This is a genomic window from Streptomyces sp. NPDC002888, assembly GCF_042888465.1.
Classification (GTDB): domain Bacteria; phylum Actinomycetota; class Actinomycetes; order Streptomycetales; family Streptomycetaceae; genus Streptomyces.
Map to the genome: position 1 here is coordinate 101565 of NZ_JBIAPU010000033.1, position 16178 is coordinate 117742.

At 74.2% G+C, this 16178-nt stretch carries 11 protein-coding genes; 9 read left to right on the plus strand and 2 right to left on the minus strand.

The features are described from left to right. Positions 1-37: 37 nt before the first annotated feature. Positions 38-613 carry a hypothetical protein gene (locus ACFYWX_RS39245; RefSeq protein WP_389429853.1) on the plus strand — a complete coding sequence of 192 codons (576 nt, stop codon included), beginning with the start codon at positions 38-40 and terminating at the stop codon, positions 611-613. Here the strand turns inward: ACFYWX_RS39245 and ACFYWX_RS39250 are convergent. After that, positions 610-1479 carry a RimK family alpha-L-glutamate ligase gene (locus ACFYWX_RS39250; RefSeq protein ID WP_389429816.1) on the minus strand — a complete coding sequence of 290 codons (870 nt, stop codon included), beginning with the start codon at positions 1477-1479 and terminating at the stop codon, positions 610-612. The two genes, ACFYWX_RS39245 and ACFYWX_RS39250, sit on opposite strands and share 4 nt — an antisense overlap. Positions 1480-1663: 184 nt before the next feature. Here ACFYWX_RS39250 and ACFYWX_RS39255 point away from each other — a divergent pair, with 184 nt between their 5' ends. Further along, the gene (locus tag ACFYWX_RS39255; protein WP_389429818.1) at positions 1664-2725 is read left to right on the plus strand and encodes a MerR family transcriptional regulator; all 1062 of its coding nucleotides are present in this window, start codon (positions 1664-1666) and stop codon (positions 2723-2725) included. Between the two features lie 35 nt (positions 2726-2760). Here ACFYWX_RS39255 and ACFYWX_RS39260 read toward each other — a convergent pair whose 3' ends face one another. Next, entirely contained in the window at positions 2761-3468 is a 708-nt protein-coding gene (locus tag ACFYWX_RS39260; protein WP_389429819.1) for a FadR/GntR family transcriptional regulator, read from the minus strand. 203 nt (positions 3469-3671) lie between these two features. Here ACFYWX_RS39260 and ACFYWX_RS39265 point away from each other — a divergent pair, with 203 nt between their 5' ends. The 7 genes from ACFYWX_RS39265 to ACFYWX_RS39295 all read left to right on the plus strand — a co-directional run bounded on the left by ACFYWX_RS39265 (position 3672) and on the right by ACFYWX_RS39295 (position 16119). Then, on the plus strand, positions 3672-5075 hold the full coding sequence (locus ACFYWX_RS39265; protein WP_389429821.1) for an SLC13 family permease: 1404 nt from the start codon (positions 3672-3674) through the stop codon (positions 5073-5075). Between the two features lie 45 nt (positions 5076-5120). Then, positions 5121-6566: an acyl-CoA synthetase gene (locus ACFYWX_RS39270; RefSeq protein ID WP_389429823.1), complete on the plus strand. Its 1446-nt coding sequence runs from the start codon at positions 5121-5123 to the stop codon at positions 6564-6566. Then, positions 6563-8329, plus strand: coding sequence for a carboxyl transferase domain-containing protein (locus tag ACFYWX_RS39275; RefSeq protein ID WP_389429824.1), 1767 nt, complete (start codon positions 6563-6565; stop codon positions 8327-8329). The genes ACFYWX_RS39270 and ACFYWX_RS39275 overlap by 4 nt, the downstream gene beginning before the upstream one ends. Before the next feature lie 120 nt (positions 8330-8449). Beyond that, positions 8450-8830: a CU044_2847 family protein gene (locus tag ACFYWX_RS39280; protein ID WP_389429826.1), complete on the plus strand. Its 381-nt coding sequence runs from the start codon at positions 8450-8452 to the stop codon at positions 8828-8830. Then, positions 8827-10521 carry a trypsin-like peptidase domain-containing protein gene (locus tag ACFYWX_RS39285; protein ID WP_389429827.1) on the plus strand — a complete coding sequence of 565 codons (1695 nt, stop codon included), beginning with the start codon at positions 8827-8829 and terminating at the stop codon, positions 10519-10521. Before ACFYWX_RS39280 ends, ACFYWX_RS39285 begins: the two co-directional genes overlap by 4 nt. A gap of 68 nt (positions 10522-10589) precedes the next feature. Beyond that, positions 10590-11654, plus strand: coding sequence for an AAA family ATPase (locus ACFYWX_RS39290; RefSeq protein WP_389429828.1), 1065 nt, complete (start codon positions 10590-10592; stop codon positions 11652-11654). After that, positions 11644-16119 carry an SAV_2336 N-terminal domain-related protein gene (locus ACFYWX_RS39295; RefSeq protein ID WP_389429829.1) on the plus strand — a complete coding sequence of 1492 codons (4476 nt, stop codon included), beginning with the start codon at positions 11644-11646 and terminating at the stop codon, positions 16117-16119. Before ACFYWX_RS39290 ends, ACFYWX_RS39295 begins: the two co-directional genes overlap by 11 nt. The last annotated feature ends 59 nt before the right edge of the window (positions 16120-16178 follow it).

A 16178-nucleotide genomic window follows, 5' to 3' on the forward strand; every position in this document is an offset into this window, starting at 1 on the left:
GGTGGAACGGGCAATGGTCGTGGAGTGTTGGGCGACGATGGGTGCCATGCCGTTCACCCCCCTCGACTTCCAGCTGGTCCTGCTGCGCCGCATGGCCGACCACAACCCCGGCCTGGTGGAGGACGCCCGCCATGAGCTGGGCGTCTCGATCGCCGAGATGCGCGAGGCGAACAAGCGCTGGCAGGCGATGGTCCGCTCCCCGCGGTCCCGGTCCTCCGCCTCGCGCTACCGCTCGGTCCTCGGCACCCCCGAGTCCACGACGTCCCGCCGTATCGGTGATCTGGACTGCGAGGCCTGGCTCTGGCCGCTCCCGCTCTGGCCCGATCTCCGCTTCGAGGTCCTCCTCGCCCCGAACGGCGCGGTCTGGAACGAGTGGCTGGTCCGCGCCCCCGGCGCCGAACCGCCGGTCCTGAAGACCGTCGACGACCTCACCCCCTGGTCCTGCACGGTCGACGAGGCGGCCCGCGCCTTCGCCCCCGCCCGCCCCCTCCAGGGCACCGCCCCCACCCGCTGGGGCCTCGCCTTCACCGCCCCGGACGCGGAGGGCGTACGCCATGAGGTGGCCGCGGAGTTCACGTACGGGCTGCTCCAGCGGACGGCGGTCAGCGGCTAGCCGGCCGCGGCCAGAATCGCCTCGACCACGCCCGGTACCGACCCGGTGTGCAGGGACAGGAACAGGTTCGGCTCGACCAGTTCCAGTTCCATGACGTGGGGCTCGCCGTTCTCGCCGTCCACGAGGTCGACGCGGGCGTACAGGAGGTGGGGGGCGTCGGGTATGGCGGACAGGGCGCGTTCGGCGACGGAGAGTTCGGCGGAGGTGGGCTGCCAGGGTTCGAGGCCGGGGTGGGCGACCTTGCGCTCGTCGTAGGGGGTGCCGGGGGACAGGACGGCGCCCTTGCGGCTGGCGTGCAGGAGGCGGCCGCCGAAGAACTGGAGGGCGCGTTCGCCGCTGACGTCGATGTTCCGCACGTACGGCTGGATCATCGCGGTGAAGCCCTCCGCGTGCATGCGCGCGAGCTGTCGTACGGCCGTGGCGTGCTCGTCGGGGGTGTAGCGGGCGGCGAAGCGGGCGCCCGCGCCCGAGGTCGGCTTGATCACGTACTCGTGGTCGTCGGGGAGGTCGGCCGCCTCGCCGGGGGCGATGTAGCGGGTGGGGACGGTGGGCACGCCGGCCGCCGCGAGGTGGCCGAGGTAGCGCTTGTCGGTGTTCCAGCGGATCACGCCGGCCGGGTTCGCGAGGCGGGTCGCCTCACCGGCCTTGGCGGCCCAGGCCGTGAACTCGTCGGCCCGCCAGCTGTAGTCCCAGGTCGAGCGGATCACGGCGAGGTCGAAGGAGGCCCAGTCGACGGCCGGGTCGTCCCAGAACACGGCGGCCGCCTCGGCTCCGGCCTCCTCCAGCGCCCGCACCAGCACCGGAAGGTCCCGGTCGACGCTGATCTCGGGTCCGGGGCGGCAGGTGACGAGTGCGATACGGGGCACGGCGGGCTCCTCGAGGTGCGAACGGCGGTCGGAGGTGCGAACGGGGGTCCGAACGACCGGCTCGCAGGCTAACAACCGCCCTCGCAACCGAAACAGCCCGCTTGACCTTCCCCTTTGGTGAAGCCACAGCATCGGTGGCGGAACCGGAAGGGGGCGGGGACGCGCTCCGGAAAGGGGCGGGGACATGCTGACCATCGGGGCCTTCGCGAAGGCGTGCCGGCTGTCGCCCAAGGCACTGCGGCTCTACGACGAGCTGGGGCTGCTGCCGCCCGCGCGGGTCGATCCGGACACCGGATACCGCTACTACGCGCCCGAGCAGCTTGAGCGGGCCCGGCTGGTGGCCTGGCTGCGACGGCTCGGCATGCCGCTGGCCCGGATCCGCGAGGTGTGCGAGCTGCACGCCCGCGAACCGGGGGCCGCCGCCCGTGAGATCCGCGCGTACTGGGCGCGGGTCGAGGCGGAGACGGCCGTACGGCGGGACCTCGCCGCGTTCCTCGTCGACCATCTGACGGCCACATCGAGGAAGGACACCACCATGCTGGAACTCCGTTACTCCGCCCACTCCGACCAGGGCCGGGTGCGCCCAGCCAACCAGGACACGGCATACGCGGGCGCCCGGCTGCTCGCCGTCGCGGACGGGTTCGGCGCGGCGGGCGGGCCCGCGAGCAGCGCCGCAGTGGAGGCACTGAAGTTCCTGGACACCGAGGAACTCCCGGCGGGCAGCGTGCTCAACCTGCTGGAGGACGCCGTGCGGGGCGCCACCGAGGCGGTCCACGACGTCGCGGACGGCACCGAGTACGGCACCACGCTCACCGCGCTGCTGTGGACGGGCTCCCAGCTCGCCCTGGTGCACATCGGCGACTCGCGGGCGTATGTGCTGCGCGACGGCGAGCTGTTCCGCATCACCCACGACCACACGGTGGTCCAGTCGCTGCTCGACGAGGGCCGGCTGACCCCGGAGGAGGCCACGAGCCACCCCCAGCCCGCCCTGCTCCTGAAGGCGCTGACGGGCGGCGCCACCGCCGGCCCCGACCTGCACCTGCACGACGCCCGCCCCGGTGACCGCTACCTCCTGTGCTCCGACGGCCTGTCCACCGTCGTCCCCGACGACCGCATCCGCGACCTCCTCACCGCGGCCCCGGCCCCGGACCGCGCCGTACGGTCCCTGATCGGTGCCGCGAACGACGCCGGCGGCCCGGACAACGTCAGCTGTGTGGTGGCGGAGGTGGTGCAGGCCGCGACCTGAGGGGCATCTGAATCCTGAAGCCGGCCGGGCAGGTCCTAGCGCTCCTCCTCCGGCTCCCAGTCCAGTAGCCGTACCTTGGCGACCGTGCGCACGTGACGGCGCATCGCGGTGGCCGCCTGCGCTGGATGGCCTGCGGCGATGGCGTCGAGGATGGCCTGGTGCTGGGCCAGGGAGCGGGCGGGGCGGTGGGGCTGGCGGAGGGACTCCGTGCGGCTCTCGGCGATCTGGTCGGCGATGGAGCGCATGAACTCCGCGAGGAGAGCGCTGTGGGCGGCCGCCGTCACCGCCGCGTGGAACAGGCGGTCGCCCTCGACGCCGGGCCCGCCCTCCTCGATCTCCGCCGCCATGTGGGCGAGCGCCGACCTCATCGCCGTCAGGTCGTCCTCCGTACGGCGCTCCGCGGCCAGTTCCGCGAGTTTCGTCTCCAGGGCCTCGCGGGCGTCCAGGACGTCGGGAAGGCGTCGGCGGCGCTCGACCATCCGCTCGACGGGCTCGACGTCCAGGCTGTCGCGGACCAGGTACGTGCCGCCGCCGTGCCGCGCCTCCACCAGGCCCTGGACCTCCAGGACCACGATCGCCTGCTTCACCGAGGCCCGGCTGACGCCGAGGCGCTGGGCCAGGTCGCGTTCCGGTGGGAGGCGGTCGCCGGCGCGGAGGCCGCCGTCCGTGACGTACTGACGCAGGCGGTCGAGCACCTGCTCGTAGAGGCGCTGTTTCGTCATGGGGCGCAGGGCGTCGGTCACGGGTCCCCCTCTCGTCGGGAGCGTAGCACCGGGGCCGACAGGTGGCCGAGTGGCTGAGCCAATTTGTGCGGGACCCCTTGACGTGGCTCCGCAGCGCGCCCACGCTAACGAGCCATCGCCTGCAAGTGGCTCAGCCACTCGGCCACTCAGGCGTCCGCACCACCCGCACCCAGCCGCTCCGGGGCCCAAAGACGGGAGCCCGTATGTCCCCTGAACTCATCTCGATCCTCGTCCTCGTCGTGGTGTTCGTCGTCGCCACCACCCGTTCCGTCAACATGGGCGCGCTCGCCTTCGCCGCCGCGTTCGGGGTCGGCGAACTCGTCGCCGACCTCGACGCGGACGGCATCTTCGCCGGATTCCCCGGCGACCTGTTCGTCGTCCTGGTCGGCGTCACGTACCTCTTCGCGATCGCACGGGCCAACGGCACCACCGACTGGCTGGTGGAGGCCTCCATCCGGCTCGTACGGGGGCGCGTGGCGCTGATCCCCTGGGTGATGTTCGCCCTCACCGGTGTGCTCACGGCGATCGGCGCGGTCAGTCCGGCCGCGGTCGCGATCGTCGCGCCGATCGCCCTGAGCTTCGCCACCCGCTACGGCATCAGTCCGCTGCTGATGGGCGCGATGGTGGTGCACGGCGCCCAGGCGGGCGGCTTCTCGCCGATCAGCATCTACGGCACGATCGTCAACGGCATCGTCGAGCGCGAGAAGCTCCCCGGCAGCGAGATCACCCTCTTCCTCGCCTCCCTGTTCGCCAACCTCGTCATCGCGGGCATCGTGTTCGTCGTCTTCGGCGGAGTGAAGCTGTGGGCGCAGGGGGCGGTGTCGGCGACGGAGGCGACGGACCAGAGCGCTGAGGGCGCAACGGGCACAAAGGGCACAGGAGGCACGGACGACGGCAGCCCGGTGGGCGGTGGCGCCGGCTCGGACGGCGGCGCCCGGACCGCTCCCGTCGGCACGGCCTCCGGCACCGCCGTGGCCGCCCGTTCCGACGCCCCCGGCACCACCACCCGCCTCACCCCCGCCCGGATCGCCACCCTCCTCGCGCTGGTCGCCCTCGTCGTCGCCGTGCTCGTCTTCGATCTCGACGCGGGTCTCACGGCGATCACTCTGGCCGTCGTGCTGAGCACCGCCTGGCCACAGGACAGCCGTACGGCGGTCGGCCAGATCGCCTGGTCGACGGTCCTGCTGATCTGCGGTGTCCTCACCTACGTCGGCGTGCTGGACCAGATGGGCACGATCAAGTGGGCCGGCGAGGGCGTCGGCGACATCGGTGTACCGCTGCTGGCCGCGGTCCTGCTGTGCTACATCGGCGCCCTCGTGTCGGCGTTCGCCTCCTCCGTGGGGATCATGGGCGCGTTGATCCCGCTGGCGGTGCCGTTCCTCGCGCAGGGCGAGATCGGGGCGGTCGGCATGGTGGCGGCGCTGGCGGTGTCGGCGACGGTCGTGGACGTCAGCCCGTTCTCGACGAACGGCGCCCTGGTGCTGGCCGCGGCGCCCGACGTGGACCGCGAGCGATTCTTCAGGCAGCTGATGGTCTACGGAGGGATCGTGGTGGCGGTGGTGCCCGCGGTGGCGTGGCTGGTGATGGTGGTACCCGGATTCGGGTAGGACCGGCGGGCGGCAACAGGAAGCGACAGTTAAGGAGCATGACGCGTGTCCTCACTTTTCCCGGCCCTCACGGGCGGTCCGGCGGGGCGGGTCGCCCTGCGGTTCGGCGCCCGGTCCCTGACGTACGCGGAGCTGGCCGCCGCGGCCGGCGCGCTGGCGGACCGGATCGCGGGCGGCGGGCGGGTCGCCGTCTGGGCGACGCCGACCCTGGAGACCGCCGTCGCGGTGGTGGCGGCGCTCGAGGCCGGTGTGGCCGCCGTACCGCTCAACCCGAAGTCCGGGGAGAAGGAGCTCGGGCACATCCTGTCCGACAGCGCCCCGACGGCGGTGCTGGCCGAGGCCGGCGTGGAACTCCCGGCGCCACTCCGGGACTTGGTGCGCGTCGACGTCGACGTGCACGGCACCGGGAGCCCGGCCCCCGAGCCGTCGGCCGGTGACGAGGACCCCGCCCTCGTCGTCTACACCTCCGGTACGACCGGCCCGCCCAAGGGTGCCGTCATCCCCCGTCGTGCCATCGCCACGACCCTCGACGCGCTCGCCGACGCCTGGCGGTGGACCGGCGACGACGTGCTGGTGCACGGGCTGCCGCTGTTCCATGTGCACGGGCTGGTCCTGGGCATCCTGGGCCCGCTGCGGCGCGGCGGAGCTGTGCGGCACCTGGGCCGGTTCACGACCGAGGGCGTGGCCCGTGAGCTGAACGACGGCGCGACCATGCTGTTCGGCGTGCCGACGATGTACCACCGCATCGCCGAGTCCCTGTCCGCCGAACCCGAGCTGGTCAAGGCGCTCGCCGGGGCCCGGCTGCTGGTCTCCGGCTCGGCCGCGCTGCCCGTGCACGACCACGAACGCATCGCGGCCGCGACCGGGCGCCGCGTGATCGAGCGGTACGGCATGACGGAGACGCTGATGAACACCAGCGTGCGGGCCGACGGGGAGGCCCGTGCGGGCACGGTCGGCGTGCCGTTGCCGGGCGTGGAGGTGCGGCTGGTGGAGGAGGACGGCTCGGCGGTGGCGTCGTACGACGGTGAGACGGTGGGCGAGATCCAGGTGCGAGGGCCCAACCTGTTCACCGAGTACCTCAACCGGCCCGACGCCACGGCCGAGGCCTTCACCGCGGACGGCTGGTTCCGCACCGGCGACATGGCGGTGCGTGACCCCGACGGCTACGTCCGGATCGTCGGCCGGAAGGCCACCGACCTGATCAAGAGCGGCGGTTACAAGATCGGGGCCGGGGAGATCGAGAACGCGCTCCTCGAACACCCGGGGGTGCGCGAGGCCGCCGTCACCGGGGAGCCGGACGCCGACCTGGGCGAGCGGATCGTCGCCTGGATCGTCCCGACGGATCCTCAGTCCCCGCCCGATGCCGAGGAGTTGGCCGACCATGTGGCGAGCCGGCTCGCGCCGCACAAGCGGCCGCGAGTGGTCCGGTACCTCGACGCGCTGCCGCGCAACGACATGGGGAAGATCATGAAGCGGGCGCTGCCGTCATGAGCGTCCGCCTCACCGCACGCGAAGCCATCGCCCTCGTCAGCGACCACTTCGAGGAACTCCCTCACCCCGAGCGGCAGTCCGGGCCCGACGGTCCGCTCGGCTGGCAGGGCTACGACGCCTCGCGCGCCCGCGCGGCCGAGCGCACCGGTGAAAAGGAGTCCATCGTCTGCGGCACCGCGAGCGTCGAGGGCACGCGGGCCGTGCTGATCGCGTTCGAGTTCGGCTTCCTGGGCGGCTCGCTGGGCGAACGTACCGGCGACCGGCTGGAGTCGGCGTACACGCACGCCCGCGCTCACCGTCTCCCGGTCGTCCCGCTGGTGGCCACGGGCGGCAGCCGGATGCAGGAGGGCATGCTCGCCCTCACCCAACTCCAGCGCGTGGCCCGGCAGTCCGCGCTCACCCGGGAGGCCGGGCTGCCCCAGATCGCCGTCCTGCGCGACCCCACGACGGGCGGCGGCTGGGCCACCCTGGGCGCGGGCGCCGACGTGATCCTCGCCCTCCCCACCGCCCAGGTGGGCTTCGCCGGCTCCCGCGTACGCCCACCGGGCGCCGACCCCACCGCCTACACGGCGGAGTCCCAGGTCGCGGCGGGGTCGGCGGACGCGGTGGTCCGCCCGGAGGAGCTGCGGGAGCTACTGGGGCGGTGGCTTCGGCTCCTGACGGGCGGGGTGACGGGGCGGACTCCACCGACGGGCACCTCAACGCCGGGCACGCGACTGGCGGGCGCGTCTGGGCCGGGCACCCCATTGCCGGGCGCGCCTACGCCGGGCACGCCACGCGCTGGCACCCCGACGCCTGGCACCCCGACGCCTGGCACCCCGCTGACGGACACCCCGCTGACGGACACCTCGACGCCCGACACTCCACTGCCGGACGCCTCGACGCCGGGCACCCCACGCCCTGGCACCCCGGCGGCATCCAGCTCGCCCACCGCGGCATCCGGTCGGCCCGACACCACCGATCGGCCCGCCACCACCGGTCGGCCCACCACCGCCGACCAGGACGCCACCGGCGAGGACGCGGTCGCCGCCGCCCCGCCTCCCAGCGTCCAGGACGCGACCACCACGCCGCCCATGCCCGAGCCCGCCCCCCTCCCCCCTGCCCTCGGCGTAGCCGACCTCCCCCTCTCCGGGTGGGACGCAGTCCAGCGCGCCCGTTCCCCGCAGCGCCCCCGCGCCGAGAGTTACTTGGACGCCTACTTCACGCACCGTGTCCCCCTCTCCGGCGACCGCTGCGGCGGCGCCGACCCCGAGGGCATGCTGTGCGGTTTCGGTGAGCACGCGGGGCGTACGGTCGCGTATGCCGCGCAGACGGGGGCGGCGACCCGCCCGGCGGGCTACCGCACGGCGGCCCGGCTGATCCGGCTCGCGGACCGGCTCGGGATTCCCGTGCTGACGTTGGTGGACACGCCCGGCGCGGCCAACGACGCGGAGGCGGAACGGCAGGGGGCGGGCGCGGCGATCGCGGACCTGTTCGGCGCGGTGGCCGCCGCGCGCACGCCGGTCACCACGCTGGTGATCGGCGAGGGCGGCTCCGGCGGCGCGCTGGCGCTGGCCGCGCCCGGCAACACCTGGGCCACGCCGGACAGTTACTTCTCGGTCATCGCACCGGAGCTCGCGGCCGCGATCCTGAAGCGCACCCCGGAGGAGGTCGAGCAGACGGCCGATCAACTCCGGGTGCGGCCACAGGACTTGGTGGAACTGGGCGTCGTCCGCGGTATCGCGCCCATAGCCGGCGGCGCTCCCCTCCCACCGCCCGCGTAGGGGCGTGTCCCGCCGACGGGAGCGGTTATGGACTGGGTAAACGGGGACAACCTCAAGTACCTTCCGTAACAATGAAGGTGCACAACGCAGCCGCACGACGGGGGACTCATGGAAGGCGTGGTGGAGTTCAGGACGGGCGACGGTGCCGTGGTCGCCGTCGAGGCCGTCGAGGAGCAGTACGGCTCCCGTCTGGTGGCCCGCGGTGACGGTACGGTCCAGGCGGCCCGCACCTTCGAAGGCGCACTGGACGGGGTGCGTGCCGCGGCCGAGTCGGCGCTGCGGGTCTTCCGGGACGGCTCGCTACGGCCGGACGGCGTCGAGATCGAGTTCGGGGTGAAGCTGGCCGCCGAGACGGGCGCGATCATCGCCAAGGGGACCGCGGAGGGCCATCTCGTGGTCCGGCTGACCTGGTCGCCGTCCGGCCCGCAGTCCTCGTCCGGCCCACAGTCCCCGTCCACCCCGCAGTCCCCGTCCACCCCGGAGGCCGGCCCGTCCACATGAACAGCGCCGAGTGGCACGCCCGGATCGAGTGCGGGGGCAAGGTGGCCGGGGCGGGCTTCCTGGTGACCCCGAGCAAGGTGCTGACCTGCGCCCATGTGGTGCGGGACGGCGCGAGGGACGGGCTGACGGTGACCTTCACGGAGCGCCCGGGCCTGCCCGCCGTACGGGCACGGGTGGTGGCCGACGGGGGCTGGGGCGGCGGCGCCACCGACCTCGGTGACGTGGCCGTGCTGGAGTTGGAGCGGGAGGTCGCGATCGCCCCGGCCGCGCTGGCCCCCGTGGACGGAGCGCACGGCACGGCACCCCGCAAGCTGGTCGTGTACGGGTTCCCGGCCGGCTTCGACGAGGGCACGCTCGCCGAGTACCGCATCACCGCACCGCAGTTGATCAGCCGGGAGTGGCTCCAGCTGGAGGCGTGGCAGCCGGACGGGCAGCCGCTGGCCCCCGGGTTCAGCGGCGCCGCGGTCACCCTGGTCGACACCGGCGAGGTCGTCGGCATGGTCACGGCGGCGGCCGGCGCCCGGGGTGTGCGCAACGGACGGATGATGCCCACGCAGGTCATGGCCCAGTACTGGCCCGACCTCGAGAGCCTGGTCCCGACCTCCGACCACCGCACCGCCGACCGCACCCGCCTGCGCGCGCTGGTCGAGCGGGCGGTCCGCGCGGGCGTGGACTGCGATCCGGTGCGGCTCTACACGGCCGCGGCCGGCCCGTTCGATCCCGATCCCCCTGAGGAGGGGTTCGACTCGCTGTGGTCGGCGGCGCTGTTCGTGCTGTGCGAACTCGACGGCCCGGGCGCCGTGGAGACGCTGGCCCGGCTCACCGACCGGCTGGAGGCGTTACTCCGGACCCGCGAGCCGGAGACGCCCGCACCCGAGTGGGCGCCCATCCTCGTCGAGCTCAAGCACAGCGGCGCCGGCGACGGCCTGGTCCGCGTCGAGGTGTCGGCGTACAGCCAGGGGCGCAGACATCCGGTCGACTCGGACACCGTCCCGCAGGGGCGGCTGCGCGCGTACGTCCAGGACAGCATCGAGGCCGCGTTCCGGTATCTGACGCCCGGCGCGGACGAGTTGATCGCGTTCGCGCTGCCCCGCGACTGGCTGGACTGGCCGGTCGACCGCTGGGAGAGCGCCCCCGACGACGACACCCCGCTCGGCTGCGTCTATCCGCTCGTCGTCACCGACCACGCCCGCCGCAAGGCCAGCACACGGCACGTCCTGACCCGTGCCTGGAACCGGCTCGACTCCTTCCCCGGCGCCCGGCTGCAGCGCGTCGACTGCGGCAGCCCCGAGGAGCCCGGCAGGCTGCGGGTGCGGCTGCGCAAGCCCGACGCCTGTCTCGCGGGCTTCGCCACCGCCCCGGCGGCGACCCGCACCCGCCCCCACTTCGACACCTCGCTCAGCGCGCCGGCGCCGGTGATCGTGTGGTCGCGCAGCGGCTGCGTCGCCGGCGAGGACGACTGCGGGGGCACCGACGGCTGCACCGGCAAGGCCTTCCTGGACGAGCTGGACGCCTGCGTCTCCCAGGTGCCGCCCGCCGAACTCCCCCGGCACATCCTCGCGTTGCGTGAGGAGGCCGACGCGGAGGACGGCCACTGGGCCCGGGACATCCAGCTGCTGTGGGACGACCCGCGCGTCTTCACCGACCCGCACGCCACCGCGGCCGCCCACGTCCAGTCACCCGTGGCCTGACCACGCACCGCACGAACGCCACGACGACGCCGCCGACACGCCGCAGAACGGAGACCGGAGACCACCCCATGCCCCACTGGTCCGTCTACACCGGGAAGAGCGAGCCGCACGACGGCATCGAACGGCTGCCCGCACCGCCCCCGTGGCGCGCCTTCGACGGCGAGCCCGTCCTGCCCCCGCCCCGCGACACCGACGACGAGACGGCGATCTCCCCCGACCGCGTGCACCGCGCCAGGACGTACGTCGCCACCCCGGAGAGCGTCCAACTCGTCAACGCCGCGCTCACCCTGCGCCGCCCGCTCCTCGTCACCGGCCCGCCCGGCACCGGCAAGTCGTCGCTGGCGTACGCGGTGGCGCGCGAGCTGCGGCTCGGCCCGGTCCTGCGCTGGAACATCACCAGCCGCAGCGCCCTCGCCGACGGCCTCTACCAGTACGACCCGCTGTCCCGGTTGTACGCGGCGCGCCAGGCGGCGGCCGGGTACGACGGACCGCGCGCGAGTACGGAGGGCGTCGAGGACCACCTGCGCCTGGGCCCGTTGGGCACGGCCCTGCTCCCCTACGAGCGGCCCCGCGCCCTCCTCGTCGACGAGATCGACAAGAGCGACCTCGACCTGCCCAACGACCTGCTGAACGTGCTGGAGGAGGGCCAGTACGAGATCCCGGAGCTGGTCCGCGCCGCCCGCCACACCACCGGCGGCGGTGACGATGGTGATGGCGGTGGCGGTGGCGGTGGCACGGCAAAGGTTTTGGCCGACGGCACCGACACCCCCGTGCCCATCACCCGGGGCCGGGTCCGCTGCCGTGCCTTCCCCTTCGTCGTCCTCACCAGCAACGGCGAACGCGAGTTCCCGCCCGCCTTCCTGCGCCGCTGTGTCCGCCTCCGGCTGCGCCGCCCCGACCGCCACCAGCTCACCGAGATCGTCCGCGCCCACCTCGGCACCCCCGAGGGCCGCGCCGACCACCTCATCACCCGCTTCCTCGAACGCGCCGGTACGGGTGAACTCGCCACCGACCAACTCCTCAACGCCATCTACCTCACCGGCATCGCCGGCCTCGAAGCCGACTCCCACGACGAACTCGCGGAACAGCTGATGCCGTACCTGAACACGACGGCGGACGGCGATGGCTTCTGAGGAGGGAAGCGAGGAGGGCGAGAGCCGCGGAGGGCAGGGACAGCACGGGGCTGAGCCCTCCGCCGTCGCGCGGTTGGCCTCCGTGATCGCCGCGGCCGCGGCGGGTGAGGCGGGTTCGCCGACCGGGCCGACCCCGCTGGAGGTCGCGGAACTGCTGTGGCTGGCGGGCCAGTTGGGGGGCGATTTCTCAGACGAAGTCCCGGTGGTCGACAACGGCGTGGGTGAGCCCGGCACCGCCGCCCCTCCGGCCCTCGCCGACGCCCCCACCGCCGTACCGCCCCCCTCCGGGCCACCCGCGCAGGACCCCGCACCCCCCACCACCGCCCCGCACTCGGACGGCCGTGTCCCGCTTCACCTGCCCGCGCCCGTACAGCCCTCGGAGGGGACCGGCGGCGGGCCTGCGCTGCTTGCCCCCGCGCCGCCGATGCTGCCCCACCCCCTGGCGTTGCAGCGGGCGTTGCGGCCGCTGAAGCGGAAGGTGCCCGCGCCGCGTGCGCGGGTTCTGGACGAGCGGGCGACGGCCGACCGCATCGCCCGCCTCGGTGCCCACCCCGACGTCTGGCTGCCCGTCCTGCGCCCGGCCCCCGACCGCTGGCTGCACCTCAATCTCGTGCACGACGCGGGCCCCACCATGCCGGTCTGGCGCCCCCTGGTCCGCGAACTGCACACCGTCCTCGCCCAGTCGGGCATCTTCCGCACGGTCACCCTGCACCCGGCGGGACCCGACGGCCGGGCCCGCCACGTCCCCGCCCCCGACGACGGCCGTACCGTCACCCTCCTCGTCAGCGACTGCATGGGCCCGCAGTGGCGCCCGGGACCGGCGGGTGAACGCTGGTACGCCACCCTGCGCCGCTGGGCGGACCGCATGCCGGTGGCCGTGCTCCAGCCGCTGCCGGAACACCTGTGGCCGACGACCGCCCTGCCCGCCGAGCCGGGACTGCTCACCCCGCCGGCCGCGGCGGCCCCCTCGTCCACGCTCGCCTTCACCCCGTACGACCCCGACACCCCGCCCCCGCCCGCCTCGGCCGTCCCCCTCCCCGTCCTGGAACCGGGCGCCCCCTGGATCGCCAACTGGGCCGCGTTGCTCGCCGACCTGGGCGGTCGCCGTATGCCGGGCGCCGTGGCGTGGCTGCCCACGGCTCCCCCGGCCCCCACCGAACCGGCCCCCGCCGTCACCTCCTCCACGCCGGAGGACCTGGTCCTGCGCTTCCGCGCGACCGCGTCCCCGGAGGCCTTCCGCCTCGCCGGCCACCTCGCGCTCGCCGTGCCCTCCGTGCCGGTGATGCGCCTCGTCCAGCGCACGGTGCACCGCGAACCGCGCCCGCAGCACCTCGCCGAGGTCATCCTCAGCGGCATGCTGACGACCGCCCCCGGTCCCCCGGGCTCCTACGACTTCCGCCCCGGTGTACGCGACCTCCTCCTGCGCACCCTCCCTCGCTCCGCCCGCGGCCGGACCCGCGAGTTCCTGGCGGAGGTGGGCGCGCTGATCGACGACCGGGCGGGGATCGCGGCGGGGGAGTTCCAAGCGGAGCGAGGCAGGGACGGCGCTCCGGGCGGCGCCGCGTTCGCGACGGTCAGCGAGGATACGGTACGGCGGCTGGGCGGGGACGAGTCGGAGGAACTGGTCGGCGGGCGGTACCGGCTGTTCGGGCGCCGGGGGCCGGGGCGGCGGATGTGGGCGGCCATGGATGTGCGGACCGGCCAACGGGTCGTCGTCCACCTGTACCCGGAGCAGGAGGCGCAGTCGCGGAACCGGTTCCTGCGGGAGGCGGGGGCGCTGGCCGAGGTGGTCAGTCCGCATGTCGTGCGGGTGCTGGACTTCGGGATGGAGGGGCACAAGCCCTATCTGGTCGTGGAGTTCGAGGACGGCGTGACGCTGACCGAGCTGGAACGCGGCAGCGGGCCGGGCGTGTCGCTGCGGGTGCTGGCCCGGGTGGCGTGCCAGGGGGCGGTGGCGCTGAAGACTCTGCACGCCGTGGGCCTGGTGCGGGGGCAGTGGGGGGTCGCGGGGCTGCTGTTGCGGCCGGACGGCACGATGGTCCTCAGCCGATTCGCCCTGGGCGAGCAGTCCCTGCGCGTGGATGCCGCGGAAGACGAACTGGCCTTCGTCGAGGTGGTCCGTGGACTGGCAGAACGTGCTGCTGTTCCGCGCGAGTTCGAATCGCTGCGCGCGGCCGTCGCGAGCGGGGACCGGGTCCGGTACACCGAAACGGAGCTCGCGGCCGCCCAGAATCACGGCCCGCTGGACTACCGGCTGTTCGGCCCGCTGACCATCGCTCGCCCCGACGAGCCTCCCGTGACGATCCCGAGCGCTGAGGCCCGCGCCCTGCTGAGCATGCTGCTCCTCAGGGCGGGACAGCGCGTGACGTTGGCCGAACTGGCCCAGGGCATCTGGGAACAGCCACCCCCCGAGGACGAGGCGGCCCACCGCGTTCACAGCCTGGCGGCGTTGCTCGCCCGACGCCTCGGCCCCAGCAGCCTCGCCACCCTCTCCGGTGGCTACGCGCTGTACGCGGCGGGCGACGACATCGACGTACGGAAGTTCGAGGCCCATCTCGACCGCGCCGCGAGCCTGGAAGACCCGCAAGCCCGGCGTCATGAGCTCCGACGCGCCCTGGACCTGTGGCACGACGATCCCCTGTCCGGCGTCCCGGGCCCCGCCGCCGACGCCACCCGCGCCCGGCTCCAGGCCCGTTGCCTGGCCCTCCGCGCCGACCTGGCCGAGCTCGACCCGCGGTCCGGCGCGGGCGGGCAGGTGCCGGTCGCGGACGACGTCGAGCGGCGCGCCACGATCCTCTTCGAGGCCGACGACCTGACCGGGCGCCCCGAGGCCCGCATCACCCTGGAGTACGCGGTGCACCAGATGCTCTCCCGCGGCGCCCTCACCCCCCAGCAGTACGAGGTGCGGGTCCGCCGCGACGGCTACGAGGTCGTCACCGAACCCGGCACCTACCTGTTGCCCGTACTGGTGGCGGTCCTGCGGGGCCTCCCGGAGGCCCTCTCGGGGCTCACGGATCCGCCGGGACTGCGGGTGACGTTCTCGGAGCAGCTCACCGAGCTGCCGTCCATCCCCCCGGCCGACCTCCTGGTGGTCGTCCCTCCGTCCCTCTACGAGCAGTTCGCGGACAGCTCCGCCGCTCAGGGCTCCCAGCGTTTCCAGCCCCTGTACCGAGGCAGCGCCCCCGACACCCCGCCCCTCGCCTGGTACTGCCCCCTCACCCCGCCGCAGGCGCACGCGCAGCCCGAAGCCGAGACCCGTGACCTGGTGAAGGGTCCCTTCATCGCGCACGACCTCCGTCAGCTCGGCATACCCGCCCCCGGCCGTACGGCCGTCGTGCACACGCAGCCCGACGGTCCGCTGACGCTGCTCAACCCGGCGAACCCGCACGGGAAGCGTCCGCCGCGGGTGACGACGTACTACGAGGTCGACCTGACGACGCACCAGGCCCACTACCGGGTGTCCCTCCCGAGCTCCGGCAAGGGCGCCTTCGCCGCCGCGGTCCAGCTGTCGTGGCACGTCGAGGATCCGGTCGCCTTCGTACGCTCGGAGAGCACGGGCGTGTCCGAGCGGCTGCTCGACCATGTGCTGGAGTCGGCGGCCCGCATCACCCGCCGCCACCCGCTGCGCCGGGCGGGCGCGGCCCAGCGGGCGGTGAACTCGGGGCTGCGCAGGTGGCCGGTGCCGGGGCTGGCGGTGGCGTGCGCGGTGCAGCTGGCGCCGGAGGGCGCGCCGCTGCCGGAGCCGCGGCTCACGGCGCCGCCGTCCCGTCCGTTGTCCGGCCTGCTTGCCGACGCCGAGACCGTGCTGCTCGGCTTCGACGGTCCCCTCACCCGCCTGTACTCGTCGCAGACCGCGCGCGAGGCCGTGCTCGACCTGCTCGCCCTCGTCGCCGAGCACCGCGACCCGGACGACGCGCTCACGGGCCGCCCCCTGCCCCGGGTGAACGCGGCGGGCCGGGAGGTGTTCGCGCACCCGCTGGACGTGCTGCGCGCCTTCGCCCAGGACAGGCTCGGGCCCCTGCTGCGCGCACGCCTCGACGAGCTCGAACTGGCGGCCGTCCCCGACGCGCCGACCACGCACAACTCGGTGCCGCTCGTGCGCGCCCTGCACGACTCGGGCCGCCCCGTCCACGTCGTCACGGACGTCTGCCCGCAGGCCGTGCACCGCTATCTGGAGCCCTACGGTCTTCCCCTCGACGGCGTTCACGGCCGCGGCGAGGACCTCGGCCTGCTCATGCCCCACCCCGACTGCCTCCAGCGCGCCCTGCGCTCCCCCGGCCTGCCCGCCCCCACGGGCGTCGTGATCGGCTCGACGGTCGCCGAACTCACCGCCGCCCAGCAGGCCGGTCTCCGCTTCGTCGGCCTCGCCCGCAATCCCACGTCCGAGCAACGCCTGCGCGAGGCCGGCTGCGACATCACCGTCCCGTCCCTCGCACCCGTGCTCGAAGCAGCCCGCTCCCTTTGAACGCCGGCCCCTCGTTCCAAAACCCCCCATTCAGCGGCGCCCCGCCCGGCCCCCTCCAG

Excerpts from the sequence above, each read along its gene's own strand:
- ACFYWX_RS39275 (WP_389429824.1), top strand. The coding sequence starts at position 6,563 with ATGAGCGTCCGCCTCACCGCACGCGAAGCCATCGCCCTCGTCAGCGAC.
- ACFYWX_RS39255 (WP_389429818.1), top strand. The coding sequence starts at position 1,664 with ATGCTGACCATCGGGGCCTTCGCGAAGGCGTGCCGGCTGTCGCCCAAG.
- ACFYWX_RS39295 (WP_389429829.1), top strand. The coding sequence starts at position 11,644 with ATGGCTTCTGAGGAGGGAAGCGAGGAGGGCGAGAGCCGCGGAGGGCAG.
- ACFYWX_RS39285 (WP_389429827.1), top strand. The coding sequence starts at position 8,827 with ATGAACAGCGCCGAGTGGCACGCCCGGATCGAGTGCGGGGGCAAGGTG.
- ACFYWX_RS39265 (WP_389429821.1), top strand. The coding sequence starts at position 3,672 with ATGTCCCCTGAACTCATCTCGATCCTCGTCCTCGTCGTGGTGTTCGTC.
- ACFYWX_RS39290 (WP_389429828.1), top strand. The coding sequence starts at position 10,590 with ATGCCCCACTGGTCCGTCTACACCGGGAAGAGCGAGCCGCACGACGGC.
- ACFYWX_RS39245 (WP_389429853.1), top strand. The coding sequence starts at position 38 with ATGGGTGCCATGCCGTTCACCCCCCTCGACTTCCAGCTGGTCCTGCTG.